The following is a 25,083-nucleotide window of genomic DNA, read 5'->3' on the forward strand; positions in this document are numbered from 1 at the left end:
CCAAAACAAAATCAGCACTCTCTCAACCGCGGGGTGGAGCAGCCCGGTAGCTCGTCAGGCTCATAACCTGAAGGCCGCAGGTTCAAATCCTGCCCCCGCAACCATGAATCCCGTTTAATATCAAATACTTAGGCCGCCTCATGGGCGGCCTTTTGCGTTTCTGCTCCGCGCGCAGGATGCGTATAGGATGCAAATGGGAGTGAAACTCCAGCGTAGATAGGACTGAAATCGGGGCGTTTCACGATGGCGTGATCTTTGTCGGCAGCCTTATCGATCAGTGGAAATTACGCGATCTGACGACGATGCGCTCACCGGCGGAATCGCTGTCATGGGTGCTCTCAGCAGAGGAGCGATTACCGATGTCTGCGAGCAACCCGGAAAGGTCGGTGATCTCTTTTGCTACCAGATGCACGACGTCACCTTCCTTCTGGAGCATGCCCGTCACCGCCAGCATCTGCCCACCAAGCACCACGCGCCGGTTTGCATCGAACATATCCGGCCAGATGATGACGTTCATGTTGGCTGTCTCGTCCTCCAGCGTCATGAACACCACGCCTTCGGCAGACCCTGGTCGCTGCCGAACCAGCACCAGCCCTGCCACGGTGAGACGCTTCCCATCCTTTGCCGCCAGCGCCTGCCGACAGGTGACGATGTCCCGTTCTCGCAGATCCCTGCGAAGAAATGCGAGGGGATGGTCCCGCAGGGTCAGGCCAAGCCGGTTATAGTCCCGCACTACCTCGGCGCCATCCCGCATGGGCTGCAGCAACACATCCGGCTCCTCCGCTTCACGCGTTACTTCCGCAGCCGCAAACAGGGGCAGGGGTTCATCGCGCAGAGCTTTGATCGCCCAGAGCGCCTCGCGCCGTGTCAGCCCGAGCGAAGGGCGGAACGCGTCCGCTTCGGCCAGATGGGTCAGGGCTGCCGACTTCACGCCAGCCCGACGCCACAGATCATCAATGGATGTAAAGGGACGGGAGGCTCGTGCGGCAACAATCCGGGCCGCATCGTCATTGGCCAGGCCCTTGACCAGACTGATGCCCAGCCGCACGGCGAAGCGACCCTCCGGTGTTTCCGGCCCTTCCAGTGTGCTGTCCCAGCGTGAAGCATTCACGCAGACAGGCCTGACCTCCACGCCGTGTTCCCGCGCATCGCGGACCAGTTGTGCCGGCGCATAGAACCCCATCGGCTGGCTGTTCAGGAGTGAGGTCAGAAACACATCCGGATGGGTGCATTTCATCCATGACGACGAGTAGGCCAGAATGGCGAAACTGGCCGCGTGGCTCTCGGGAAATCCGTAAGAACCGAAGCCTTCCAGTTGCTGATAGATCCGCTCGGCGAATTCCTCATCATACCCATTGGCGCGCATGCCTTCGATCAGGCGTGTCTGAAACTGCGAGACGGTACCGGTATTCTTGAAAGTCGCCATCGCGCGACGCAACTGATCGGCCTCGGCGGCGGTAAACCCTGCACAGATCATGGCGACCTGCATCGCCTGTTCCTGAAACAACGGGATACCGAGCGTCTTTTTCAGAACCTTTTCCAGTTCAGGTGTCGGATAGTTTTCCGGTTCGATCCCTTCGCGCCTGCGGAGATAGGGATGGACCATATCCCCCTGTATAGGGCCGGGACGCACGATCGCGACCTCAATGACGAGATCATAGAACACACGCGGCTTCAGGCGCGGCAGCATGGACATCTGCGCGCGGGATTCAATTTGGAACACGCCGATCGTGTCGGCCTTGCGGATCATGGCGTAGGTGCGCGGATCCTCGGCCGGGAGGGCCTGGAGCGTAAAGTGTTGGCCTTTGTGCGCCGCCAGCAGGTCCAGACCTTTCTTCATGCAGGTCAGCATGCCAAGGGCCAGAATATCGACCTTCATGAATTTCAGGACGTCGATATCATCCTTGTCCCATTCGATGATCTGGCGCTGCTCCATCGACGCAGGCTCAATGGGCACAAGCTCATCCAGCCGGTCATGCGTCAGCACAAATCCCCCGGGATGCTGTGACAGATGACGGGGTACGCCGATCAGGCAGCGGGCCAGATCAAGCGTCAGGCGGATACGGCGGTCTGACAGATCAATGCCACTATCAGTCAGGGCGTCATCGTCCAGCCTGTGGCCCCAACCATGAGTCTGGCCCGAGAGCGTGCGGATCAGGTCTTCCGGCAGGCCCATGACCTTGCCAACATCCCGCAAAGCCCCTTTGGCGCGATAGCGGATCACCACGGCTGTCAGGGCCGCGCGGTCACGTCCGTAATGCTCATACACCCACTGGATGACCTGCTCGCGCCGTGCATGCTCGAAATCCACGTCGATGTCCGGCGGCTCGCCCCGCTCTTCGGAGACGAAGCGCTCGAACAGCAGCGAATTACGGGCGGGGTCGATGGCTGTGATGCCGAGCACGTAGCAGACGGCAGAATTGGCCGCCGAGCCGCGTCCCTGACAGAGAATATCCTGAGAGCGGGCATAGCGGACAATGCTGTTCACGGTCAGGAAATAGGGCGCGTAGGCCATGCGCCCGATCAGGCCGAGTTCATGGCGGAGCGTTTCCGCCACGTCATCCGGTACGCCATCCGGATAGACGGAACGGGCGCCCTCCCAGGTCAGCGCCTCCAGCGCCTGCTGGGGTGTCTGGCCAGGTACGGAGACTTCATCAGGATACTGGTAGGCCAGATCATCGAGCGAGAAGCGGCAGCGCTCCACGATATCCATGGTGCGGGCGGCGGCTTCAGGGTAACGGCTGAACAGCCGGGCCATTTCCTGTGGCGGTTTGAGATAGCGGTCCGCGTGACGCTCGCGGACGAACCCGGCCTCGTCGATGGTGGTGTTATGCCGGATGCAGGTGACGACATCCTGAAGGATGCGCCGGTCGTGGGTATGGAACAGCACGTCATTGGTCACAACGGTTGGCACCCGTGCCTGATGCGCCAGGTTGGCAAGCTCATACAGCCGCATCGGGTCATTGGGACGGCGTAGCAGGGTGAGCGCCATATAGGCACGGTCAGCAAAGGCGTCCTTCAGCTTGCGCAGATGCAGACCGCAGGCATCATCCGCCGTGTCGGGGATCAGGACAACGATCAGGCCTTCACCCCAGGTGACGAGATCCTCCCAGAGCAGATGGCATTTCCCTTTGCCAGCGCGCGCCTTACCGATGGTGAGCAGACGACACAACCGGCCATAGGCGGCCCGGTCCGTCGGGTAGACCAACACGGGCGGAAAATCCGCCAGATCGAGACGGCATCCCACGACAAGCCGGAGCCCCGCCTGTTTCGCCGCCACATGCGCCTGTACCATGCCGGCCAGAGAATTGCGGTCGCAGATACCGAGCGCCTCCATACCAAGTGCCTTGGCCTGTTCGAACAGTTCGATCGGGGAGGATGCCCCGCGCAGGAACGAGAAATAGGTCGTGACCTGTAGTTCGGTATAACGCGGTGCGGATATGGTCATCCGAAGATTCCGTGCAAGAACCAGCCCTGCGAGCCGGTCTCGCCATGCTCGCCATCACCCGCCCGGTAGAGCCAGAAGCGCTCTCCAGACGTGTCCTCCACCCGGAAGTAATCCCGGGCGATGGTCAGTTCAGCATCATTCTTCCACCATTCACCAAAGACCCGCTCCGGGCCGTCAGCGCATTTCACTTTCCGCCGCACCCCTCGCCAGATGAAGAACAGCGGCGGCTGGTCCGGCAGTTCCGCCATGGCCTGCACCGGCTCAGGTCGTGCGAGCAGGCGCGTCGGACGCGGCCAGTGATCCGGCCAGTCCTTCGTCTCCTCGGGGGCCAGAGCGGGCACGCGGCAGAAGGAGCGTTCGGGCAGATCACTTTCCACCGGGGCAAACCGATAGAGCGCCTGCATACCCACACGGTTGGCCAGTGTGTCGACCAGATCAGACACATCGGTCTCTTCCTCGGCAATCAGGGAGGAGACCGTCTGCCGCCGGTCCATGGGTTCCGCCTGTGACGCGATCAGCACCATGCGCTCGATGCCGAAGCCCGGATTGATCGTTTCAATTTTCTCGCACAGCAGCCGCGTCAGACGTTTCACGTCCCGTACGGGCATGGCGGTCGCCACACGGATCGCTTCGGTGCGACTGTCCACGCGATGCAGCAGCAGGTCGAGGCGGCGCACGCCCTGTCCACGTTCGTCCAGCCCCTGGCAGAGCAGCGGCACCAGCTTGCCGATATAGCGCGCGATGGTCTCAGCAGCGCCGATGGGTTCGGCAAAGTTCCGGCTGACCTCGACTGGATCGACGGGACGGACCGGAAGGATGGCTTCCCCGATGCGTCCAAAGGCCTGATCCAGCCTGCGGGCGATATCAGGACCGAACCGCAGCGCTAGGGGTGCCCGTGGCATGGCGGCCAGTGGTCCGATGCGCGACACACCCAGCGTGGCCAGACCTTCGATAATGGTGGGGGGCAGGCGCAGCGCCTCAAGGGGAAGATCGGCCAGTGCCTTTGACGCATCACCGGCCTGCACAACGGCAATCGGTGCCCGGCCATAGCGGGCGATGGCGTGCGCAGCGCCCCACGTCTCCGCCACCACGGCCTTTGCCCGGAACCCGGCGCCCGCCATGCGATGAACCATGTCCTTAAGCATGGGAAGTTCACCGCCATGCAGGTGATCCGCCCCGGTCGTGTCCAGAACCAGCCCGTCCGGAGCATCGACGGCCACGATGGGCGCGATACGGTGCTGGAACCACAGGGCCAGCTTCTCCAGTCCCAGCCGGTCACCCTCGGGATCGGCATCCATCAGCACCAGATCGGGATACAGCGCCTGCGCCTTGGCGACCGGCGTGCCGGGACGCAGCCCCAGCTTGCGGGCGGCCAGATCAACAGACAGCACAACCCGCCGCCGTCCTTCCCGTCCGACAAGGGCCAACGGCGTTTCAGGCGCGGGCGCGTCTTTGCCCAGCCGCTTCCTGATCCGATCCGTCGGCCAGAGCGGCAGGTAAAGAGAGACGACCCTTGCCATCACAGGCCTCCACTTCAAAATCGGCACATTCGCCTGCGCGGGCACGGATCAGTTCCAGCAGCCAGCGCGGTCTTCCGACGCCGGGGACCGGCAGCGGCGCGGATGGCAGGACGGAAACCCGCCAGCGCGTCACACTGGCGGTTGGCTGGCCGAAATCTGCCGCATCTGTCTGCCGCCGCCAGCGTCTTATCGCGATGCCCAGGGAACCGGACGTCTCGGCGGCCAGTTGCAGGCGGCGTGAGGCGGTCATGGACAGGCGGGCGACCTCGGCCACAACGGCCCCGAGGCCGCCATGTCGCAGCCCTTCCTCGAAACAGGCCAGCACATCGACGTCTGAACTGGCCTCGACAAAGATCGTTCGCCGTGCTGACAGCCCGACCTGTTTCAGGGAGGGAGCGAACACATCCTGACGGGTGACGATCCAGAGAACCTTGCCGCGCGTGCGGGCCGCAATCCCGGCGCAGAACTGACCGGCCGCCGCACTGTGCAGGGCGTCATTGCCTCCACCTGCCACTTCATGCAGGGCTCCCAGCGCCAGACCGCCGCCCGGCAGTCGGCCGTCGATCTCGCGCACGCCAAAGGGCAGCATCTTGCGGCGTCGGTCACTATGACCTTCGAGACGGCTGATCGCAGCCCGCAGGGTCTCCAGTCCCGGTTTTTTGTGGGTTTCAGCGGTCATGTCACGGTTCGATGTCCCTTGTGCAGCTGCATTTCATGATTATATGTTCGTGATTTGTTCTGATCATGCTACGCAAGTCAATGCAAATTCGCTCTGTATCCGGCATGCTGCTGTCCAATGTTGGTTCGGTATCGTTGATGAAAGTGCGCTAAAGAATTGAATTCAGAGACTTCTCCTGCCCCGGATCGCGACGATTATCTGTCCCGTCTGAATGACCCCCAGCGACAGGCGGTCACGCATGGGATCGGAGACTCGCCAGGCGTCGCGGATTCATCCCCGCTGCTGGTCATCGCTGGCGCCGGTTCAGGCAAGACCAACACGCTGGCCCACCGGGTCGCGCATCTGATCGCCTCGAGCGCTGATCCGCGCCGCATCCTGCGGCTGACCTTCTCGCGGCGAGCCAGTGTGGAGATGACGCGCCGGGTGGAGCGCATCTGCAAAACGGTGCTCGGCGACAAGACCGGACCTCTGGTTGACGCGCTGGCCTGGGCCGGGACGTTTCATTCCATTGGTGCGCGGCTGCTGCGGGAGTATGCCCAGCAGATCGGCATGGATCCGGCCTTCTCGATCCATGACCGGGAAGATTCCGCTGACCTGATGAATCTGATCCGGCATGATCTGGGGTTTTCGAAAACCGAGAAGCGGTTCCCCGGCAAGGGCACGTGCCTTGCCATTTATTCCCGTGTGGTGAATTCCGGCACGCCGCTCGCCGATATGCTGCTGAAGCATTATCCGTGGTGCGCGGGCTGGGAAGCCCAGCTCAAACAGCTCTTTGCAGGCTATGTCACCGCGAAGCAGGAACAGGGCGTGCTGGATTACGACGATCTGCTGCTGTGCTGGGCGCAGATGACCAGCGACCCGGTTCTGGCCGCTGATATCGGCGGCAAATGGGATCATGTGCTGGTCGATGAGTATCAGGACACCAACCGGCTGCAGGCGGACATTTTGATGGGCATGAAGCCCGACGGTCGAGGCCTGACGGTGGTGGGTGATGACGCGCAGAGCATCTATGCCTTCCGGGCCGCGACCGTGCGCAACATCCTCGATTTTCCAGCGTCTTTCGATCCCCCGGCGCGCATCGTGACGTTGGATCGGAACTATCGTTCGACGAAACCCATTCTGGATGCGGCCAATGCCGTGATCGGTGAGGCGGCCGAGCGGTTCACCAAGGATCTGTGGACCGAACGGACTTCGGAGGAAAAGCCGCGACTGGTCACCATCTGGGACGACACGGCGCAGGCCAACTACATCGCCGATCGGGTGCTGGAAGAGCGGGAGGCGGGAACACCGATGAAGCAGCAGGCCGTGCTGTTCCGGGCTTCGCACCATAGCGGCACGCTGGAGGTGGAACTGACCCGGCGCAATATTCCGTTCGTGAAGTTCGGTGGCCTCAAATTTCTCGACAGCGCGCATGTGAAAGATGTGCTGGCGCTATTGCGTTTTGCCCAGAACCCACGCGACCGCATCGCGGGCTTTCGGGTGTTGCAGCTTCTCCCCGGCGTGGGGCCGGGTTCGGCCCGACGCGTGCTGGATACGATGGGCGAGAGTGCGCATCCGTTCGAGGCGCTGAAGGATGTGAAAGCGCCGCAGCGCAGTGGCGAGGCCTGGACGGGGTTTGTGAATCTGCTGACAGCTCTCGGCAGCCATCAGGTCGGTTGGCCGGGCGAGATCGCGGCTGTGCGGTACTGGTATGAGCCGCATCTGGAGCGGCTGCATGAGGACGCCTCCACGCGGCTGGCCGATCTGGTGCAGCTTGAGCAGATCGCCGGGGGGTATCCGTCACGAGAGAAGTTTCTGACCGAACTGACGCTGGATCCGCCGGATGCCACATCCGACCAGGCCGGCGTGCCGTTGCTGGATGAAGACTATCTGATCCTCTCCACCATTCATTCCGCCAAGGGGCAGGAGTGGAAGAATGTGTTCGTCATGAACGTGGTCGATGGGTGCATTCCGTCTGATCTGGCCACTGGTGAGAAGGACGACATCGAGGAGGAGCGCCGGCTGTTCTATGTGGCTATGACACGGGCGAAGGACAGTCTCGATATCATGGTACCGCAGCGTTTTTACGTGCATGGCCAGCACAGCCGGGGCGACCGGCATGTCTATGCCTCGCGGACGCGCTTCATCGACCGGGACATGCTGCCTTTGTTCCAGTCCATGGCCTGGCCGGTCGTGAAACCGGAAGAGCAGGCCCGGCAGAAGGCGGTGCAGTCCGTGCGGATCGACATGGCAGCCCGTCTGCGCGGCATGTGGTCGTAAGGGAGCAGACAGATGTGCAATCTCTATTCCATGACTTCCAACCCACAGGCGATCAAGGACGTTGCAAAAGTCCTCGAGGATCGCACGGGGAATCTCCAGCCATTGCCCGAGATTTACCCGAACACGATGGCACCGGTTGTGCGGAATGGAGACAATGGCCGTGAACTGGTCATGGCGCGCTGGGGCATGCCGACACCGCCCGGTTACCTGAAAGGCCATAAAGTGGATCGCGGTATGACCAATATCCGCAATCCGACCTCGACATGGTGGAAGCGCTGGGAAGGGGTGGCGCATCGCTGTCTAGTGCCGCTGACCGCCTTTTCGGAACCGGAGCGTTTGCCTAATGGCAAATCACGGCCTGCGTGGTTTGTCCGCAGCGACGGTGAGCCGCTGGCTTTCTTTGCCGGGATCTGGTGCCGGTGGACGTCGGTGCGGAAACTGGCGGACGGGGAGACGACGGATGACCTGTTCGGTTTTCTGACCACTGAGGCCAACCGGGAAGTGGGCGCGGTTCATCCGAAGGCCATGCCTGTGATCCTGACGCAGCCGGATGAACTGGATGTGTGGATGAATGCGCCAGCGGAGGAGGCTCTGCAGCTTCAGCGGCCTCTGCCAGATGATCTGTTGGTCCGTGTTGAAGTCCGGCGTTCTTTGGAATGACGGCCATGAAGGCGAAAGATTACTTGCCGCTTTCGCCTCATCCCGGTCATTCGATGACTAATCGTACGGTTGGCAAAGCAGATAGATATCATTTCCCAATATCACTTGACCCGCAGGCGATATTTAACTTGGTGAGTAGTACACCTCTGTCCCGGATAGGTTTTTATCTGGGACAGGGCGCAGCATTCGCCTAATCTTTAGGCAACGCGGATCAGCTTGCGGTTGATAAACTCCTCGATGCCCAGGAAAGACAGTTCGCGACCAAAACCCGAATTTTTGATCCCGCCAAAGGGCAGTTCAGGGGCCGCAGCCGTGGCTGTGTTGATGAACATCATGCCGGTCTCGACCTGTTCCGCCACTTTTTCGGCGCGAGCAAGGTCGCGGGAGAACACGGACCCGCCGAGACCATAGGGGGAATCATTGGCCAGTTCGATGGCTTCATGCTCTGACGCGACCTTGTGCACGACCGCAACGGGGCCGAAAATCTCCTGATAGAAGACCGGATTGTCTTTGGAGACATTCGTCAGGATAGTCGGCTCCATGAAGAACCCCTTGCGATCCATCCGCTTGCCGCCAACCACCAGAGTTGCCCCTGCCTTAACGGCTTCGTCAGTCTGCGCCAGCGCAGTGTCCAGCGCCTTTTTGCTGCTCATCGGGCCATGGGTGGTGCCCTCAGCCAGCGGATCGCCGATGCGGAACTGCGTGATCGCCTTTTTCAGACCGGTGAGGAAGGCGTCATAGACCTTCTCATGCACGATCATCCGCTTGGCCGCCGTGCAGACCTGCCCGTTATTGGCGAAGCGACCCCATGTCGCCCATTTGACCGCCAGTTCAAGGTCCGCATCATCCAGCACGACGAAGGCGTCACTGCCACCCAGTTCCATCGTGTCCTTCTTCAGCGCCGCCCCCGCTTCGGCCGCGACCGCCTGGCCGGCGCGTTCGCTACCGGTCAGCGCGACGCCACGGATGCGGACATCCTTGATCAGTTCGGCTGACTGGTCGTTGTCGAGGAAGATGTTGGTATAGACGCCCACAGGCGCGCCCGCATCGTGGAACAGCTTTTCAAAGGCCAGCGCGCATTGCGGCACGTTGGGCGCGTGCTTGGCGATGACCACGTTACCTGCCATCAGGTTCGGCCCCGCTACGCGGGCAAGCTGGTAATAGGGGAAGTTCCATGGCTCGATGCAGTAGATCAGGCCAAGCGGCTGATTGATGATCTTTGCATGGCCTTCCTTGACCTTCAGATGCGTGGGAGCGAGGAATTTCTCCGCGCCATCGGCATAGAAGGAGAGAATATCGGCGGTGATGTCGATTTCCTCCAGCGCGTCCGGTAGCGCCTTGCCCATTTCGGTCGCGATCAGGCGCGCATGGGCCACACGATCGCGACGCAGCAGATCGGCGGCCTTTGACATGACGACCTTACGCTCGGCGATGTCGCATTTTTTCCAGTCGGTCTTCCACACATGGTCCGCGCGATCGACAATCGCCTTCATCTGCGCGGCGGTATGTAGTTCAAACGTGCGTTCCACGGTTTCCGTGGTCGGGTTGAGGGTTTGGTAAAAACTCATTGGTCTGTTTCCCTGTTTATTGATTATGGAACGGGTAGTCGGTGTAGCCATGCGCGCCGCCGCCATACATCGTCGCCGGGTCCAGCGAGTTGAACGGCCAGCCGTGTTCCAGCCGCGCAAGCAGGTCCGGATTGGCGATAAACTTCCGGCCAAAGCCGATCATGTCCGCCCATCCATGTGCCAGCACATGCTGGGCTTTGTGCAGGTCGTAACGTCCCGCGCACAGGATGCGGCCGTCGAAGATGTCGCGCACACTGGCTCGGAAGGTGTCCGGCATTTCCGGCGCATTATCCCAGTCGGCTTCGGCGAGCGAGACATAGGCGATGCCCGCATCCGCCAGCACGCGCACGGCCTGCGTGTAGGTCTCCGCCGGATTGTCCTCCAGCAGGCCAAGATAGACACGCTCTTCCGTGGTCGTGCCGAACAGTGGGGAAAATCGCACGCCCAGCCTGTCGGGCGTAACCACGGCGGAGACGGCTTCGACCACCTCGCGCAGGAAGCGCAGGCGGTTGGACAGGCTGCCGCCATAAGCATCGGTACGGAAATTGGCGCGTTCGGATAGGAACTGGTTGATCAGGTAACCATTGGCGGCGTGAATCTCCACACCATCAAACCCGGCGGACAGTGCATTGCGTGCCGCCTGTGCATACATCTCCACCAGTTCATGGATTTCGGGAATGGTCAGCGCGCGTGGCACATCAGGGGGTACCAGCTTTCCTGTACCCGGCCCCGTGGGGATGAACACGTTCACGCCTGTTGCCGCAACCGCCGACGGGGCGATCGGCGCCTCATGACTAGGTTGCAAAGCGCGGTGGGACACGCGGCCGACATGCCACAACTGTGCAAAGATGGGCTGCCGCTTTGCGTGTACCGCATTGGTGACCAGTTTCCAGCCCGCGACCTGTTCAGGGGAGTAGATGCCCGGTGTCCAGGCATAGCCCTGTCCGCGGGGTTCGATCTGCGTGCCCTCGGTAATCAGGAACCCCGCCTGTGTGCGCTGCGCGTAATATTCGGCCATCAGCGTGTTGGTGATGTCCCCGGGTTGCGTGCTGCGGCAGCGTGTCAGGGGTGGCAGGAAGATCCGGTTTTCAAGGGACAAATCGCCCAGCCGCACAGGATCGAATAAAGAAGACGAAGACATGATCAACCTTGTTCACAAATGCAGGACATCCGTCCGGCCCGCGTGTAAACATTGACCCACCCTCTGGTGTGCGCAAGAACGCACATAAACCGCCACTAGTGTCAGGAATGATACCATGCCCCGCATTCGTCACACCACGCTGGCCTGTAGCCCCGGCTGCACGGTGGAAGCCACGCTCGAACTGTTTGGGGGCAAGTGGAAGGCGTTGATTCTGTATCACCTGTTCGAGGACGGGGTGCTGCGGTTTGGCGAACTGCGCCGCCGCCTGCCCAATGTCACACAGCGGATGCTGACCAACCAGTTGCGCGAACTCGAGGCAGACGGCCTGGTGTCACGCACCGTCTTCCCCGAGGTACCACCGCATGTGGAATACGCCCTGACCGATCTGGGCAAAACCCTGAAACCAGTTATTCAGGCACTCAAAACATGGGGAGATCGGTATGCGCATTCTCTCCAGCGGAACAAAGCTGGTGATTGAGATTGACCGCTAAGCATTATGGACAATTCCTGCAGCAACATACCTGTCAGTATAGCAGAAGCAGAGCGGACGGGCAGCAGTCGCCTCTTCTCGGCCGTGTTCAGACTTGCTCAAAGTTTCGATAAGCAGACCTTCTATATCGGCGACGCAAGCCAGGCCGCCAGTTGCCGGACCATGGATCTGGCGACACGGCCGGCGCCCAGCAGCGTGGCGGATGCGGGCCCACACCAGGAGCCATAACCCAGCAGCCAGAGACGTGGCTCCCTGACGGCCTGCTGCCCGTTAACACTGAATTGCCCCGGGTTTTGTGGAGACGTTTTTTATCTGATTTAAGCGGCTAATGCATGTGATTTCTGTTGTGCATAAAAGCGTGCCTCAGCTTCTGCTGGCGGGATGTTTCCAATGGAGGACAGGAGGCGCCGATTATTGAACCAGTCGACCCATTTAAGTGTTGCCAGTTCAACAGTTTCCCTGTTTTTCCATGGCCCCTGCCGATAGATGAGTTCGGTTTTGTAAAGTCCGTTAATGGTCTCTGCCAAGGCGTTATCATAGGAATCCCCAACACTGCCGACAGAAGCAACGAGCCCCGCTTCAGCCAGTCTTTGCGTGTAGCGAATGGACACATATTGACAGCCGCGGTCGGAATGGTGGGTCACTTTTCCCTCAGGTCGCCTCTGGCACAGAGCCTGCTCGAGAGCATCCAGCACGAAGTCGGTATGGGCCGTTGAGGAGACGCGCCAGCCCACAATAACCCGTGCGAATACATCAATGATGAAGGCCACATAAACAAAGCCCTGCCATGTGGAAACGTAAGTAAAATCCGAAACCCACAGTCTGTTGGGGGCAGGAGCATGAAACTGGCGCTGCACCAGATCCTGCGGACACGGACGTTGCGGATCAGGCCGTGTGGTTCTGACCCCCTTGCCACGAATGACGCCTTTCAGCCCCATCCGGCGCATCAGCCGCTCTACCGTGCAGCGGGCGACATCCAGGCCTTCACGTTTGAGCTGATGCCAGACCTTGCGCGCTCCATAGACGCAGAAATTATCATTCCACACTCTACGGATGTCATCGCACAGTTCTTTGTCTTTCTGGCTGCGCACACACGGATTTTTCTGTCTGGCAACAGTTGCATAATAGGCAGATGGTGCAATCGACAGAACCCTGCAGATTGACCCGACACCATATGTCTGCCGGTGCTCCTCAATGAAGCGTGTCATGGCTTGAAGATGCGGTCGAGCTCCGCCTGGGCAAAATATGCCGACGCCTTACGCAGGATTTCATTGGCCTGCCGCAATTCGCGGTTCTCTCGCTCCAGTTGCCTGATCTTCTCTCGATCAGGCAGCTCACTCACCGCAGGCGCATTGGCACGTTCATGCAGACGGGTCCATTTTGACAGCGTGTCAGGATGAATATCCAGCTTTGGCGCGATCATCATCACCGCAGACCAGCGTGATGGATGGTTCTTCTCTTCCTCCAGAACCATGCGGGCTGCACGTTCACGAAACTCAGGTGGAAAACGCTTCGATTTGTTGCTCATGAAACCTTCTTACCTCTCGGGTCGTTCTGTCTCCACAAAACCCGGGGCAATTCACACGCAACACAATGGCTCTGGACATATAACCATGACAGACCCAACATGGGGAACAGCGGGCTAACCCCCGCCCAGAAACTAAAAACAGCTGCCTGAATTCTCATTCAATGCCCCACTAAAAATGGGGGGATTACCGAACCGCGAGGAGAACACATGAGCCACGCCAGCACGATCCGGGGACAGGAAATCCTCAACAACCCCGCCCTCAACAAGGAAACCGCTTTTACAATGACTGAGCGTCAATCGCTCGGCCTTGAAGGTCTGCTTCCTCCGACTGTGGAAAACATCGACCGGCAACTGGAGAGGGTTCAGACGCAACTCGCCGCAAAGCCGAATGATCTCGAACGCTACATCTATCTCATGAGCCTGGCGGCCAGGAACAAGACGCTATTCTACCACACGCTGATGTCCGACCCCGCGCGGTTTGTGCCGATTGTCTATGATCCGACCGTGGCTGATGCCTGTCTGGCATTCGGACATATCTATCGCGGCAGCGCGGGCATGTATCTCACGCGCGACATGAAAGGTCGCTTCAAAAAAATTCTGCGCAACTGGCCGGTAAAAGACGTTCGGTTCATCTGTGTGTCCACCGGCGGCCGTATTCTCGGTCTTGGCGATATCGGCGCTAACGGCATGGGCATTCCCATTGGCAAGCTCCAGCTCTACACCGCCTGCGCGGGGGTGCCGCCCGAGGCGCTGCTGCCTGTGCTACTGGACATAGGCACCACGAACGCGGCGCTCCGGGCCGATCCGCTTTATCTTGGTCTGCGCGAGCTCCCGCCAGACGAAGCGGAGGTGGATTTGATCTCAGACGCATTTATCGAAGCCGCTACAGACGTGTTTCCCGGTGTCTGCATTCATTTCGAGGACTGGAAAGGTACCGATGCGATGCGGCTTCTCGCCCGCTATCGCGACAAGGTCCTGTGCTACAATGACGATATTCAGGGAACCGCAGCGATCGCGGTAGCAGGCCTGACCACGGCACTGCAGATCAAGAACGAGACTTTCGCCGATCAGCGCGTCCTTTTTCTGGGCGCAGGCTCAGCCGGGATCGGTATCGCAAGTATGATTGTCTCGGCGATGGTCGAAGCGGGTCTGGGCGAGGCCGAAGCGCGTGAGCGTATCGTACTGATCGATGTCAACGGTCTGATCGAGACCAGCCGGACCGATCTCAACGAGTGGCAGAAGCCGTTCGCGCACGAGGCGAAACCGACGAAAGATCTTCTCGAGGTCGTCAGAACCTTCAAGCCGACCATTCTGATCGGCGTCAGCACCATCGGCGGCGCATTCACCGAGGAGGTGGTCCGCGAGATGGCAAAACTGAACGAGCGGCCGGTGATCTTCCCGCTCTCCAATCCGACGAACAAGGCGGAATGTACGGCCGAGCAGGCCTATACCTGGACAAAAGGCAAAGCATTATACGCCGCTGGAGTCCAATTTCCGGACTTCGAATATCAGGGAAAGAGCTACCACCCGGGACAGGCCAACAATTTCTATATCTTTCCGGCAATCGGCCTCGCCGTTTACGCGACCCGTCCCGCGCGGATCACGGACGATATGTTCATCACCGCCGCCGCCGCGACAGCGGATCAGGTGGGGCCGAGCGCACGCGAGCATGGCATGCTGTTCCCGCTCCAAGCCAACATCCTGGAGACCGAAGTGACGACCGCCACGCGGGTTGCGGAGCATATCTTCGATAGTGGACAGGCCACCGTCGAGCGTCCGGAAAATATCCGCGCCTGGATCGAGGGGCTGCTCTACAAGCCGGTCTACAAGGAACTCTGACACACCTAAGTCATCCCCGGTGATCGGCTCGAGCCGATCACCGGGGATGATGAGGCCTTCTCTCACCAACCCGGAGCAGATCCGTGAATCTCGTGATACTCGTCGCCGCCATCGCTCCGGTTGTCCTCATATTCGGGCTGGGCTATCTGGCCGGGAAGTACAAGGATTTCGATCACGATCAGGCCATCGGTTTCAGTCATTTCGCGCTGAAATATGCCCTGCCGGTTGCGCTCTTCCTCAGCATGGCGTCCTTCAAATGCGACTTGCTCCTTCAGCAGGGGCCACTCGTTGTGGTCATGATCATCGGATATTCGCTCTTCTTTGGCGTGAGCTATCTCGTCCTGTGCATGATGACGCGCGACCGGCTGACCGCAGTCCTCCTCGGCTATGCGGTGTCCTCCACAGCCGCACCGATCTATGGCCTGACGGTCCTCGATCCAATCTATGGCGATACGGTCGGCGGCGGCGTAGTCGGTCTGGCTGCGGTTGTCACAAACCTCTTACAGGTTTCAGTCGTCATCTACCTGCTCGAGAGCGCGTCCAGGTCAGAAACGTCGAGACCCTCGTTGGCCCGAACGCTTGGAAAAACGATCAAGAACCCCCTTGTGTGGGCACCGGTGCTGGGCACCATCGTGTCTCTGTCCGGTCTGACGATGCCGCCGGTTTCCGTGTCCGTGCTCAAGCCTCTAGCAGTCTGCGCACCAGGAGCGGCGATCTTCGCCTGCGGGCTCGCGCTTGCGTCTTATTCCCTTAATCTCAGATCTAGGACCGTTATACTGGGATCGCTCGTCTGTGTCGTCTTGCAACCAGCAGTCTTCTTCGTCGCCCTCAAGGCATGGGGACTAAAATCCGCTATGGCGAAAGCAGCTTTTGTCGCAAGTGCGATGCCTACCTCCACACCGTCTGCCCTGTTTGCCCAGCAGTATGGGAAGTGCGAGGTAGAAACAGCCAGCATCATGCTGCTCACGACGCTCGGCATGGTCGTCGTCATTCCCGCCACTGTCGCTATATGCGAGTGGATATAACGCAAAAAAATAGATGATTGGAAAAGTTCTCTGGTTTTAAGACCTGCCCTATGATTACAATTCCATGCACTGATTGGAGAAAATGAGTCCTGAAAAGGTCTGTTTTCCGTTTTGAGAAGCGTTTTGCTCATTTGAGTGCTCTAGAGCGGTTCCACTTTAGTCTGGTTCATATCCAGCGGCTGTAAAGAAGCTGGCGCATTCACTGTATGTGAAAGCCGGAAGCAGCGCGCCGACGGTATCCCACAGAGCACGGACAGTCCGTTCGGCTCTGGCGCGCAGCAAGGCCTTGAGTTTTGAGAAGGTCATCTCGATGGGATTGAAGTCCGGGCTGTATGGCGGAAGGAACATCAGTTCCGCCCCTGCCTGCTCAATGACCTTCTGTATTGCAGAAAGCTTATGCGCCGGAAGATTGTCCAACACGACGATATTGCCCGGCTTCAGTGTCGGGATAAGAACCCGTTCGACGTAGACCTGAAAGATTGTACCGTTCATGGGACCATCATGTACGAAGGGCACGGTCAGGCCTGTCAGACGTAGCCCACCGGTGAAGGTCGTGGTTTTCCAGTGGCCGTGCGGCACACCGGCGCGGCAGCGTTCCCCGCGCAAGGCACGCCCGCGCAAACGGGCCAGTTTCGTTGAGAGGCTGGTTTCGTCAATGAACACCAGTCGCTGCGGATCGAGATCGGGCTGGAGAGCGAACCACTCCTGCCGTCGCTTCAAGACGTCTTCACGCTCCTGCTCCAGTGCATGAGCGGTCTTTTTTGAATGTCCGGCCGTGCTGCCGCAGCCAGCGGTTGAGCATGCTACGGCCAATCTCGATGCCACATTCGCTTTGCAGGCGCGCCAGCATCTCGTTGAGCGTAATGTCTTTCAGCACCTCGATCATGCCAGCAATGAACGCTTCATGCGCGTCCAGCCGTGACCCGCGTGGCTTACCCTGGCGATCGCCGCCTTCACGTTCCCGACGCAATCAGCGGATCGCTGACAAAATCTCAACTCCAAACTGCGCTGCAAGCGAGCGGGCCGGTGCTCCCGCAACTCCAGCTTCCACAACCCGCTCCCGAAGATTATCACTCAATGCTCGTGCCATCACCGTCTCCATCAACAAAAACGGTGAATCACATTTCACCTTCAGTGTCTCCTCTCGATTCAGAGTTCGGTGGAACCGCTCTAGACGAGGCGAAGACGATCGCGCAACGTTTAATCTGGAACTGATATTTTAAGATCCTGGGTGTGCAACCTTGATCACAGCTTCAAAATTAGCATCACCAGCGCCAAGAAAGCGTATCTACCCGTAGGAGTGGAAGGTCAGGCTCGTAAAGCTTTTTCACGAGATTTCCCATGCGCAACGTGCGATGAAATGTAGCGATCGGAGAGCCGTTAGTATATGCGTCCAGCCCCTAATTTCAAGTTTTGGACAAACAGTCCTGTCTGTGATTTTCAATCGGCAAAGACATGCTCGATATGGGATCTGATAACGGATTTTCTGGCACTGGATCTCTGGATATGCTTCGGCATCGGTTTGAGATAAAGCTGCTTGCGATGAACTCAGCAAACAAAACCCTGCTTTTCCATGAAGTCTTCATCGGCTTTTTCGGCCAGTCGTGTGACAGTGAATTTGCTGGTCCGGGCGATGGCTTACGAAGAGGCACAGCTTGCCCTCAGCTTTCTCGATTTCCGCTGATACCGAGATGAAAGAACCCAATCGGGGAACGTTTGAAACGCTGGCTTCTGGTCCTGTCTACTGGCCTTCGTCAGTCTGACGCGTCCCTCACGTGGCAACCGTTCCCGGGTTGATACCGAACTCCTCACTCAGCGCCGTGAGCGAAGCCCGCGATCGCTGTACTGCTGTTCGCACGGCATACATGGTCGTGACGACCGTCCATAATGCAATGCTTCCTTCATTCACGTGAAAATGCCACACAATTAAAGCCCGGGACTAAACACCGAGTTGGCTCTCTCTTCGGCACATTGGCATACCTAATTAGAAGAACTTGGCGCTGCCTATGGTGCGGAAGAGAGTATGCGCGGGACTGCAATAGCGAGATATTCGATTAGCGCCCGTATAGCTGGCAGCAATCCTTTCTTCGTTGAGAACACCGCCTGCACTACGCCGAAAGGCGACCCCCAGTCAGGCAGGACATGAATAAGCTCACCGGATTTGAAAGATGCTCTAGCGATATGATAAGGAAGAAGTGCGATGCCGACCCCTTCGAGTGCAGCGGCATGCAGCATGTCAAAGTTACTACATAAAAGGCGTGGGCGATGATGTATCATATATACCTCGTTTCCCGGACCAGTCAGATGCCAGATGTCTTCATCATTGGTCTCCGCCATCGACAAGGTCGGTAACTCTGCTATGCGATCGAGCGATAGCATTTCATAGCCGCTACTGCGCAGTGCCGGGCTCATTGCAAGTACTAGGCGAGAATACCCGAGGGGCCGAACAATCAGGCTGCTATTGGGATCAATACCGGAACGAGCACGCAGCGCGATATCTATCCCATCGTCAACGAGATCTGCCGGACGATTAATCACCTGGAGAGATCGAAGAACCGTTGATTGATGCGTCTGGCTCCTGATTTCAGAGTTTTGGCGTGCTGATTGATGGCTCCTGGGGTGGCTTTCGCTCTGCGTTTTGAGCAGATCGGGAACGATCATCCGCTGGACTGCTACGCGTGGGCGTTAATCCTCTCGAGGAAGAGAAGGCGGCGCATATTATAGACGATATTGGCCAGCCCGATCCTCATGGTTGCACGAGTGATACCCACTGTCCGGATGAACAGTCCGGTCTGTGACTTCTGATCAGCAAAGACATGCTCGACACGTGACCGGATAACGGACTTTCCGGCGTTGGATTTCTGGATGTGCCGAGGCATAGGCTTGAGATGCGGCTTTTTCCTGTGGACCTTCGAGACAAAGCCCTGCTTCTCCATGAAGTCTTCGTTGGCTTTTGAGCGATAGGCTGTGTCTGCCCAGACTATTGAGGCCGTATTGGTTTTATCCAGCAAGCCCTCTCTCAATCGCGCACCATCACTGGCGGCGGCATCGGTTGTTTTCCATTTCCGGATCAACCGAAATTTTCGGTCGATGGAGACATGGGATTTGTAGCCAAAGAATGGGATGGCAAGATCTGTTGCGGGGATCGTCCCATCCTCCTGCCGCTTTGCTTTCGTGAACTTCAGCGTCCACCGCGCATGCCTGTCCTTGTGGGACAGCTTTGACGGCTTGTCCTGCCAGTCCTGTGGGATCCGCCCTTCACGCAGATCCGCTTTCTCAGCATTTGTGTTGCGCTGCCTGGGAGCCGCGACCAGCGTTGCATCCAGGATCTGCCCTGACATCGGGAGATAACCAGCGTTCCGCAGGGTTGCATCAAAGCGATTGAACAGACCATCGACCGCACCCGCCTGTGTCAGACGCTCGCGAAACAGCCAGACCGTTTTGGCATCGGGCACGCGATCTGACAGCCCCAGACCAAGAAAACGCATGAAGGACAGGCGGTCATTGATCAGATATTCCGTCCGTTCATCGGACAGATTATTCAGCGTCTGGATCACCAGGATTTTGAACATCAGCACCGGATCAAACGGCGGACGGCCGCCTTTGCTCCCGTCCGCATAGGTCAGAGCCTTCTCCAGGTCAGGACGGAATACTTCAAAATCCACAGTCCGGGAAAACGCTTCGAGCTGGTCACCAAGCCCACTCAGACGAGCCAGGCGATCTTCAACATCAAAAAAACCGGGCTGCATCATGCCGCTCTGTGCAGACGTCAGATGGCGAGCATATTACAGTGCCCGTATCGCATCGTGCAGGGATCGTCGCACTGGCTCTCTTTCTGGCGTTGCTCTTCGGTCTGCCCGTTCTCGCCTGCCATGGCGCACCAGAGGGCGTTTCCCTGTTCGACGCCTTCTACCGGTCAGGCGCGCTCGTGTTCGGTGGCGGTCATGTCGTGCTGCCCTTGCTGCACGAGGCTTTCGTGACATCGGGCTGGGTCAGCGACGACACCTTTCTCGCCGGTTATGGCGCGGCACAGGCGGTTCCGGGGCCGCTTTTCACGTTCGCGGCCTATCTCGGCGCGGTCGTCGGGCAATCTCCCCACGGTGTTGCCGGTGCCGCTTTCGGTCTTTTCGGCATCTTTCTGCCGGGCATCCTGGTCCTGATCGGAGCTTTGCCCTTCTGGGACACCTTCCGCAGCCAGCGGGCCGTTCAGGCGACGATGCGCGGCGTCAACGCAGCGGTCGTGGGCCTGCTGGGGGCGGCGCTCTATACACCGGTCTGGACGAGCGCGGTCAGGTCGGCGGCGGATTTCGGGATCGTGCTGGTCGGTTTCGTCCTGCTGACCGTCTGGCGGGCGCCACCCCTGGTGGTAGTCGGTATCAGCGCGCTGGGAGGGGTCGTCATTGGGCAGGCAGCATAATGAAATGTTCAGTCAGCGACGTGCATCGACGCGTGATCGCCATACCGTTTTTCAACGCACACTTCAATAATGGCGCGTCGTTATAAGGGCCATGTTTCGGCCGTTTCCTGTGTAAGTCAGCCAGAAAACGGACAGGCAGTTTACCCCCCCTGAACTGCCTGTCTGCTCAGTGATGCCGGAGCAGACAGGCTGCAGTCGCCCTCAAAGCGGATATCGTGAGAGAAATTTTCGTTTCTGGAAAGCGGACATGACCGTGGGGCACGCGAACGCTGGCTTCTGCGCATCCCAACGCGGTTTAGAGCACTGATTTGGCTCCGTCACAGAGGGTAGGCGACGACTTCGCCACTCAGCAGCTAGAAACCTTGTGTAATATAATGGTTAATCTTGCTCTTAAATACCTTCCGCAACAGCTGCCCGAGCATTAATGTGGTCCTAAGTTACTACTTAGAGAGCAATAGCGTGAGACCATATACACGTTCGATAATTGAGTTGTTTGACGGCAAGAAACGCTATCTGATTCCTCTCTACCAGCGGCAATATGCCTGGAAAGTACAGCCGCAACTTGAGTTGCTCTGGGAGGATATCGAACGTGCGGCCGATCGCCTGAGAACCGATCGCGCCTCGGTCACGCCGCACTTTCTCGGCGCGATCGTAATCGCCCAAATCAAGACCTTCGGGAAAGAAGTGCAGGCTTTCGAGATTATCGACGGCCAGCAACGTCTCACGACGTTCCAGATTTTGCTTGCCGCTCTGCGCGATGTGGCCGTCCGCCATTCGCCGAAATGGGCGGCCGAACTGCGCCCTTACCTATTGAACGAAGGGGTCATGGCGCAGGAGGAGGTCGAGCGCTTTAAGCTCTGGCCGTCCCGCACTGATCGCCGCGCCTTCATCGGTATGATTGATCCCTCGGCGAACGTTGACGCTATTACGCCCCCGGCGCTCAACGAGGAAGGCTTCGTTCGGCGCGCGATCTCTGCTCACGTCTATTTCAAAGATGCGATCGAGCGACATGTCGTCATCGACGACAGTTTTGACGAATTCAGATTCGAAACCTTATTCGAAGCGATGAAAGATGCCCTCGCGGTCGTCTCGATCGAGTTGGAAGGCGGTGACGATCCCCAAACGATATTCGAGACGCTCAATAGCCGTGGCGTCGACCTCACTCCTGGCGATCTGATGCGGAATTTTATCTTCCAGCGCGCAAAAGGACTTGGGCAGAACACCGGATCGCTTGCCGTCGATAACCTTTATGAGAAACACTGGCTCCCTCTCGACCATACATTCTGGAACCAGTCCGCCTCGCGCGGTCGCCAAGTCCGTCAGCGTCTCGATTGGATGCTAACCGACCATCTTTCTATGAAGGTCGCCGACCTTGTTTCGGTCGATCGGCTCTTCGAGAGCTACCGCCGCTGGATCTTGAATGATCGCCCCTTTGGCTCTGTGATTGAGGAACTGGAAGCGATCTCCAGTACCGCCTCGATCGAGAAGAGGCTGTTCGACCAAGATGGCGACGATCCCATAGGCGATTTCGGCCTGTTCGCTGATGCCTTCGATGTGTCAACGGCTATGCCCCTAGTAATCTATCTGGCCACCGAAGGATGTTTGGGTGCCGACCTCTCTAGAGCCTTAGCCATTTTGAAAAGTTATATCCTGCGCCGGGATATCTGCGGATTGCCCAACAAGAATTACAATCGTTTGTTTGTCGGCATCATTGCCCATCTGCGGAAGGCAGAGGGCGACAAGACCGACGCCTTGTTCTCATATCTCTCCACCCGCATTGCTGAGACAGACCGCTGGCCGGACGACAGCGAATGGCGGCGCGGCTGGATGGAGCGCGATCAGTACAAAGGCCCGCGTCAATCTAGGCTTCGCTATATTTTCGAGGCGATAGAGCGCGCCAAACGAACCGCCCTGAGCGAAGACATCTCGATTAAATCGACCCTCACGATAGAACACATCATGCCGCAGTCATGGGTCACTAACTGGCCTATTTCCGGATTTGAACATCTTGAGTCCGGAGAGTTCGACCCCGAATTTGTCGCCCGACAGTCAGCCCGTTCGGCTGCGGTGAACAAGCTCGGCAACCTCACCCTGCTCACTCAGGCCCTTAACTCGTCGGTCTCCAATGGACCATACTCCGTAAAGATGCCGTCGGTGCGATCTAACTCCAGCCTAGCACTCAACCGCGAGTTGAACAGCTATGACGCATGGAATGAGGAAACGATCGCCGAGCGAGGCGCGTCGCTTTTCGACGTAGCCCTCAAGATATGGGCTGCTCCGGCGCGCGATCACGACATAATGGCCGTGATGGAGCCACTGAAGAACTGGCTTCCTGTGGATGGCACCTGCTGTCGCTTCACCTATTCCGGCACCACTTATCACGCACAAGTACGGGATAGAGCGCTAGTTGTAGACGGGAAAACGGGCTCTTTCGCATCCTTCTCCGGAGCATCGAAGGCAATCACCGATACTAACAGGAATGGTTGGAACGACTGGCAAATCGCCCGCGATGAAGGCGATTGGATGCTGGCAGACGAATGGCGCCGGCTCAGGGCAACCGGTAACGCCTGATGTCAGTCAGTCGCGCATCTGACCGTCTGTAAATGCGGCATGGCTTTACTGCCATGTCGTTTGTGCCTTGCTGTAGCGGTGAAATGGAAATGGTGTCGCATCTTTCTGGCCAGGAGCAAGGCTAGCTTCGTACGCAGCGCTTCAAGATCCAGAGGAGTGAACACGCTGCTGCGGGAACGACAAAGTGTGATCCGAAGGACAACTTGCGACTGTTAACGCCCTCATCTCGGTCGTTTGGACCACAAGGTTGTTTGCCAAATAGCGGACATCAGCGCTTCAAAGCCTCGTTGCAGAGATTGTCTGGATCTCACTGATTGCACCTATTGAATGATCCCAAGACACAGACAGGCAACCCATGGACGTTATGGTGAAAATTTCAGCAATACGGAATTGTGATCGGATCATATGACAAGCACGTTCCTTATATCCCTTACATACTGCCCCATAGTATGAAAAGGATACTCAAGGGTAGTATATTCGGGAGTAAGCGTTCGTGCCGCACACACCGGCTGAGAAAAAGCGCGTTCTGACCCGCGTGCGCCGTATTCGCGGGCAACTTGATGCGCTGGAACAGGCTTTGGAGAAGGGAACTGATTGCGGTCCGGTGCTGCAACAGGTGGCGGCTATCCGGGGAGCGATCAACGGATTAATGGCCGGTGTTCTCGAAAGCCACCTGCGGGAAGAATTTGTTGAGTGTGCCGGTGATCGTGATGCTGCCAGTGGTTCGATCGAGAATGTGGTGTCACTCGTTCGATCCTATCTCCGGTAATGCCCTCGATGCTGGCTGATAGGTTATTTGGAGAAAAAATCATGAAATCACGGGCCGCAGTTGCTTTCGAGGCGGGTAAGCCCCTTGAGATTGTCGAGATCGATGTAGCGCCTCCTCGTGCTGGTGAGGTGCTCGTGCAGATCACGCATACGGGTGTGTGCCACACTGATGCGTTTACCCTGTCAGGGGATGATCCCGAGGGACTGTTCCCAGCCGTTTTGGGTCACGAAGGCGCGGGAATTGTCATCGAGGTCGGAGAAGGGGTCACCAGCGTTGCCCCCGGCGACCATGTCATTCCGCTTTACACGGCGGAATGCGGTGAATGTCTGTTCTGTAAGTCGGGAAAAACCAATCTCTGCATTTCAGTGCGCGCCACACAGGGTAAAGGCGTGATGCCGGATGGCACGACACGCTTCTCCTACAAAGGTCAGCCGATCCATCATTACATGGGGTGTTCGACGTTCAGCGAATACACGGTTGTCGCCGAGGTTTCTCTGGCAAAAATCAATCCCGCATCCAATCCAGAGCATGTCTGTCTGTTGGGATGTGGCGTCACCACAGGGATTGGTGCGGTACACAACACGGCCAAGGTGCAGCCGGGAGATACGGTTGCCGTCTTCGGTCTGGGCGGGATCGGTCTCGCGGTCATTCAGGGAGCGCGACAGGCAAAGGCTGGCCGGATTTTCGCTATTGATACCAACCCGGAAAAGTTTGAACTTGCCAAAGCATTCGGCGCCACGGAATTCCTCAACCCCAAGGATTATGACAAACCGATTCAGCAGGTTCTTGTGGAAATGACCGGCTGGGGTATTGATCATACATTTGAATGTATCGGAAACGTCAACGTCATGCGCGCGGCGTTAGAAGCCGCGCATCGTGGGTGGGGGCAGTCGATCGTCATCGGGGTGGCAGGGGCCGGTCAGGAAATTTCGACCCGTCCCTTCCAGCTTGTGACGGGGCGTTCGTGGCGCGGCTCGGCTTTCGGTGGGGTCAAGGGACGCAGCCAGCTTCCCGGCATGGTCGAAGATGCCATGCGTGGCGATATCGAACTTGCGCCTTTCGTAACCCACACCATGCCGCTCGAAGACATCAATACGGCCTTCGATCTGATGCATGAAGGAAAATCCATCCGTTCCGTCATTCATTTCTAAGGTCTGCGTCTCACCGCG

17 protein-coding genes, 1 tRNA gene, 4 pseudogenes and 1 other annotated feature are annotated in these 25,083 nt (G+C 58.4%); of the genes and pseudogenes, 10 read left to right on the forward strand and 12 right to left on the reverse strand.

Features of this window, described 5'->3' with window-relative positions:
• The first annotated feature begins 27 nt into the window (after positions 1–27).
• Positions 28–104, forward strand: a tRNA-Met gene (locus AB2L51_RS11405).
• A gap of 170 nt (positions 105–274) precedes the next feature.
• On the opposite strand, the gene AB2L51_RS11410 is transcribed toward AB2L51_RS11405, so the two are convergent.
• From AB2L51_RS11410 to AB2L51_RS11420, 3 genes are read right to left on the reverse strand one after another with little or no spacing between them, the layout of a single operon-like run.
• The gene (locus AB2L51_RS11410) at positions 275–3,448 is read right to left on the reverse strand and encodes an error-prone DNA polymerase (RefSeq protein ID WP_395582641.1); all 3,174 of its coding nucleotides are present in this window, start codon (positions 3,446–3,448) and stop codon (positions 275–277) included.
• Complete coding sequence (locus AB2L51_RS11415; RefSeq protein ID WP_165993061.1) at positions 3,445–4,968, reverse strand: DUF6504 family protein; 1,524 nt, start codon at positions 4,966–4,968, stop codon at positions 3,445–3,447. The genes AB2L51_RS11410 and AB2L51_RS11415 overlap by 4 nt, the downstream gene beginning before the upstream one ends.
• The gene (locus AB2L51_RS11420) at positions 4,883–5,647 is read right to left on the reverse strand and encodes an ImuA family protein (protein WP_165993063.1); all 765 of its coding nucleotides are present in this window, start codon (positions 5,645–5,647) and stop codon (positions 4,883–4,885) included. The genes AB2L51_RS11415 and AB2L51_RS11420 overlap by 86 nt, the downstream gene beginning before the upstream one ends.
• 156 nt (positions 5,648–5,803) lie before the next feature.
• Here AB2L51_RS11420 and AB2L51_RS11425 point away from each other — a divergent pair, with 156 nt between their 5' ends.
• Both AB2L51_RS11425 and AB2L51_RS11430 read left to right on the forward strand, forming a co-directional pair.
• A complete protein-coding gene (locus AB2L51_RS11425) occupies positions 5,804–7,906 on the forward strand; it encodes an ATP-dependent helicase (RefSeq protein ID WP_395582640.1) in 2,103 nt (700 codons plus the stop codon).
• Positions 7,907–7,918: 12 nt separating this feature from the next.
• Positions 7,919–8,566, forward strand: a complete 648-nt coding sequence (locus AB2L51_RS11430) for an SOS response-associated peptidase (protein ID WP_034927517.1) — start codon at positions 7,919–7,921, stop codon at positions 8,564–8,566.
• A 197-nt stretch (positions 8,567–8,763) separates the two neighbouring features.
• Here AB2L51_RS11430 and AB2L51_RS11435 read toward each other — a convergent pair whose 3' ends face one another.
• Both AB2L51_RS11435 and AB2L51_RS11440 read right to left on the reverse strand, forming a co-directional pair.
• Complete coding sequence (locus AB2L51_RS11435; RefSeq protein ID WP_034927514.1) at positions 8,764–10,134, reverse strand: NAD-dependent succinate-semialdehyde dehydrogenase; 1,371 nt, start codon at positions 10,132–10,134, stop codon at positions 8,764–8,766.
• A 16-nt stretch (positions 10,135–10,150) separates the two neighbouring features.
• On the reverse strand, positions 10,151–11,275 hold the full coding sequence (locus AB2L51_RS11440) for an alkene reductase (protein ID WP_395582639.1): 1,125 nt from the start codon (positions 11,273–11,275) through the stop codon (positions 10,151–10,153).
• Between the two features lie 115 nt (positions 11,276–11,390).
• Here AB2L51_RS11440 and AB2L51_RS11445 point away from each other — a divergent pair, with 115 nt between their 5' ends.
• Complete coding sequence (locus AB2L51_RS11445) at positions 11,391–11,753, forward strand: winged helix-turn-helix transcriptional regulator (protein WP_034927508.1); 363 nt, start codon at positions 11,391–11,393, stop codon at positions 11,751–11,753.
• A 134-nt stretch (positions 11,754–11,887) separates the two neighbouring features.
• Here AB2L51_RS11445 and AB2L51_RS11450 read toward each other — a convergent pair.
• Together AB2L51_RS11450 and AB2L51_RS11455 are read right to left on the reverse strand one after the other, a co-directional pair.
• Positions 11,888–12,052: pseudogene (locus tag AB2L51_RS11450) on the reverse strand (pyridine nucleotide-disulfide oxidoreductase); the annotation flags it as partial.
• A 30-nt stretch (positions 12,053–12,082) separates the two neighbouring features.
• Positions 12,083–13,293, reverse strand: a protein-coding gene (locus AB2L51_RS11455) for an IS3 family transposase (RefSeq protein WP_395582638.1) whose coding sequence is annotated in 2 segments (ribosomal slippage) — positions 12,083–13,008 and positions 13,008–13,293 — 1,212 coding nt in all. Because the reading frame shifts where the segments join, the coding sequence is not laid out codon by codon here.
• Positions 12,899–13,015 (reverse strand) — a sequence feature (AL1L pseudoknot). (Overlaps the previous gene by 117 nt.)
• 207 nt (positions 13,294–13,500) lie before the next feature.
• Here AB2L51_RS11455 and AB2L51_RS11460 point away from each other — a divergent pair.
• Together AB2L51_RS11460 and AB2L51_RS11465 are read left to right on the forward strand one after the other, a co-directional pair.
• Positions 13,501–15,132, forward strand: coding sequence for an NAD-dependent malic enzyme (locus tag AB2L51_RS11460; RefSeq protein WP_166319075.1), 1,632 nt, complete (start codon positions 13,501–13,503; stop codon positions 15,130–15,132).
• 83 nt (positions 15,133–15,215) lie between these two features.
• Positions 15,216–16,157, forward strand: a complete 942-nt coding sequence (locus AB2L51_RS11465) for an AEC family transporter (protein ID WP_173585212.1) — start codon at positions 15,216–15,218, stop codon at positions 16,155–16,157.
• A gap of 156 nt (positions 16,158–16,313) precedes the next feature.
• Here the strand turns inward: AB2L51_RS11465 and AB2L51_RS11470 are convergent.
• From AB2L51_RS11470 to AB2L51_RS11490, 5 genes and pseudogenes are all read right to left on the reverse strand, one after another.
• Positions 16,314–17,247 (reverse strand): annotated as a pseudogene (locus AB2L51_RS11470) (IS630 family transposase).
• A gap of 353 nt (positions 17,248–17,600) precedes the next feature.
• Positions 17,601–17,750 (reverse strand): annotated as a pseudogene (locus AB2L51_RS11475) (IS5/IS1182 family transposase); the annotation flags it as partial.
• A pseudogene (locus AB2L51_RS11480) lies at positions 17,742–18,024 on the reverse strand (hypothetical protein); the annotation flags it as partial. The pseudogenes AB2L51_RS11480 and AB2L51_RS11475, both read right to left, overlap by 9 nt.
• A 137-nt stretch (positions 18,025–18,161) precedes the next feature.
• Positions 18,162–18,818 (reverse strand): LysR substrate-binding domain-containing protein, encoded by a 657-nt coding sequence (locus AB2L51_RS11485; RefSeq protein WP_395582637.1) that lies wholly within the window; start codon positions 18,816–18,818, stop codon positions 18,162–18,164.
• Between the two features lie 11 nt (positions 18,819–18,829).
• Positions 18,830–19,909, reverse strand: a complete 1,080-nt coding sequence (locus tag AB2L51_RS11490) for an IS5 family transposase (RefSeq protein ID WP_395582636.1) — start codon at positions 19,907–19,909, stop codon at positions 18,830–18,832.
• Between the two features lie 8 nt (positions 19,910–19,917).
• Between AB2L51_RS11490 and AB2L51_RS11495 the strand changes: the two genes are divergently transcribed.
• The 4 genes from AB2L51_RS11495 to AB2L51_RS11510 all read left to right on the forward strand — a co-directional run bounded on the left by AB2L51_RS11495 (position 19,918) and on the right by AB2L51_RS11510 (position 25,065).
• Complete coding sequence (locus tag AB2L51_RS11495; RefSeq protein ID WP_395582635.1) at positions 19,918–20,574, forward strand: chromate transporter; 657 nt, start codon at positions 19,918–19,920, stop codon at positions 20,572–20,574.
• 459 nt (positions 20,575–21,033) lie between these two features.
• Positions 21,034–23,145 (forward strand): DUF262 domain-containing protein, encoded by a 2,112-nt coding sequence (locus AB2L51_RS11500; RefSeq protein WP_400922013.1) that lies wholly within the window; start codon positions 21,034–21,036, stop codon positions 23,143–23,145.
• Positions 23,146–23,638: 493 nt separating this feature from the next.
• Positions 23,639–23,914 carry a formaldehyde-responsive transcriptional repressor FrmR gene (gene frmR / locus AB2L51_RS11505; RefSeq protein ID WP_025829448.1) on the forward strand — a complete coding sequence of 92 codons (276 nt, stop codon included), beginning with the start codon at positions 23,639–23,641 and terminating at the stop codon, positions 23,912–23,914.
• Between the two features lie 41 nt (positions 23,915–23,955).
• Positions 23,956–25,065 (forward strand): S-(hydroxymethyl)glutathione dehydrogenase/class III alcohol dehydrogenase, encoded by a 1,110-nt coding sequence (locus tag AB2L51_RS11510; protein ID WP_039733241.1) that lies wholly within the window; start codon positions 23,956–23,958, stop codon positions 25,063–25,065.
• The last annotated feature ends 18 nt before the right edge of the window (positions 25,066–25,083 follow it).

The organism is Acetobacter fabarum (assembly GCF_040702925.2).
GTDB classification, from domain to species: domain Bacteria; phylum Pseudomonadota; class Alphaproteobacteria; order Acetobacterales; family Acetobacteraceae; genus Acetobacter; species Acetobacter fabarum_B.

Bases quoted from the DNA above. Each gene is read 5' to 3' on its own strand.
- AB2L51_RS11410 (WP_395582641.1), bottom strand. From the start codon at position 3,448: ATGACCATATCCGCACCGCGTTATACCGAACTACAGGTCACGACCTAT.
- AB2L51_RS11415 (WP_165993061.1), bottom strand. From the start codon at position 4,968: ATGGCAAGGGTCGTCTCTCTTTACCTGCCGCTCTGGCCGACGGATCGG.
- AB2L51_RS11420 (WP_165993063.1), bottom strand. From the start codon at position 5,647: ATGACCGCTGAAACCCACAAAAAACCGGGACTGGAGACCCTGCGGGCT.
- AB2L51_RS11430 (WP_034927517.1), top strand. From the start codon at position 7,919: ATGTGCAATCTCTATTCCATGACTTCCAACCCACAGGCGATCAAGGAC.
- AB2L51_RS11435 (WP_034927514.1), bottom strand. From the start codon at position 10,134: ATGAGTTTTTACCAAACCCTCAACCCGACCACGGAAACCGTGGAACGC.
- AB2L51_RS11440 (WP_395582639.1), bottom strand. From the start codon at position 11,275: ATGTCTTCGTCTTCTTTATTCGATCCTGTGCGGCTGGGCGATTTGTCC.
- AB2L51_RS11445 (WP_034927508.1), top strand. From the start codon at position 11,391: ATGCCCCGCATTCGTCACACCACGCTGGCCTGTAGCCCCGGCTGCACG.
- AB2L51_RS11460 (WP_166319075.1), top strand. From the start codon at position 13,501: ATGAGCCACGCCAGCACGATCCGGGGACAGGAAATCCTCAACAACCCC.
- AB2L51_RS11485 (WP_395582637.1), bottom strand. From the start codon at position 18,818: ATGATCGTTCCCGATCTGCTCAAAACGCAGAGCGAAAGCCACCCCAGG.
- AB2L51_RS11490 (WP_395582636.1), bottom strand. From the start codon at position 19,909: ATGATGCAGCCCGGTTTTTTTGATGTTGAAGATCGCCTGGCTCGTCTG.
- AB2L51_RS11510 (WP_039733241.1), top strand. From the start codon at position 23,956: ATGAAATCACGGGCCGCAGTTGCTTTCGAGGCGGGTAAGCCCCTTGAG.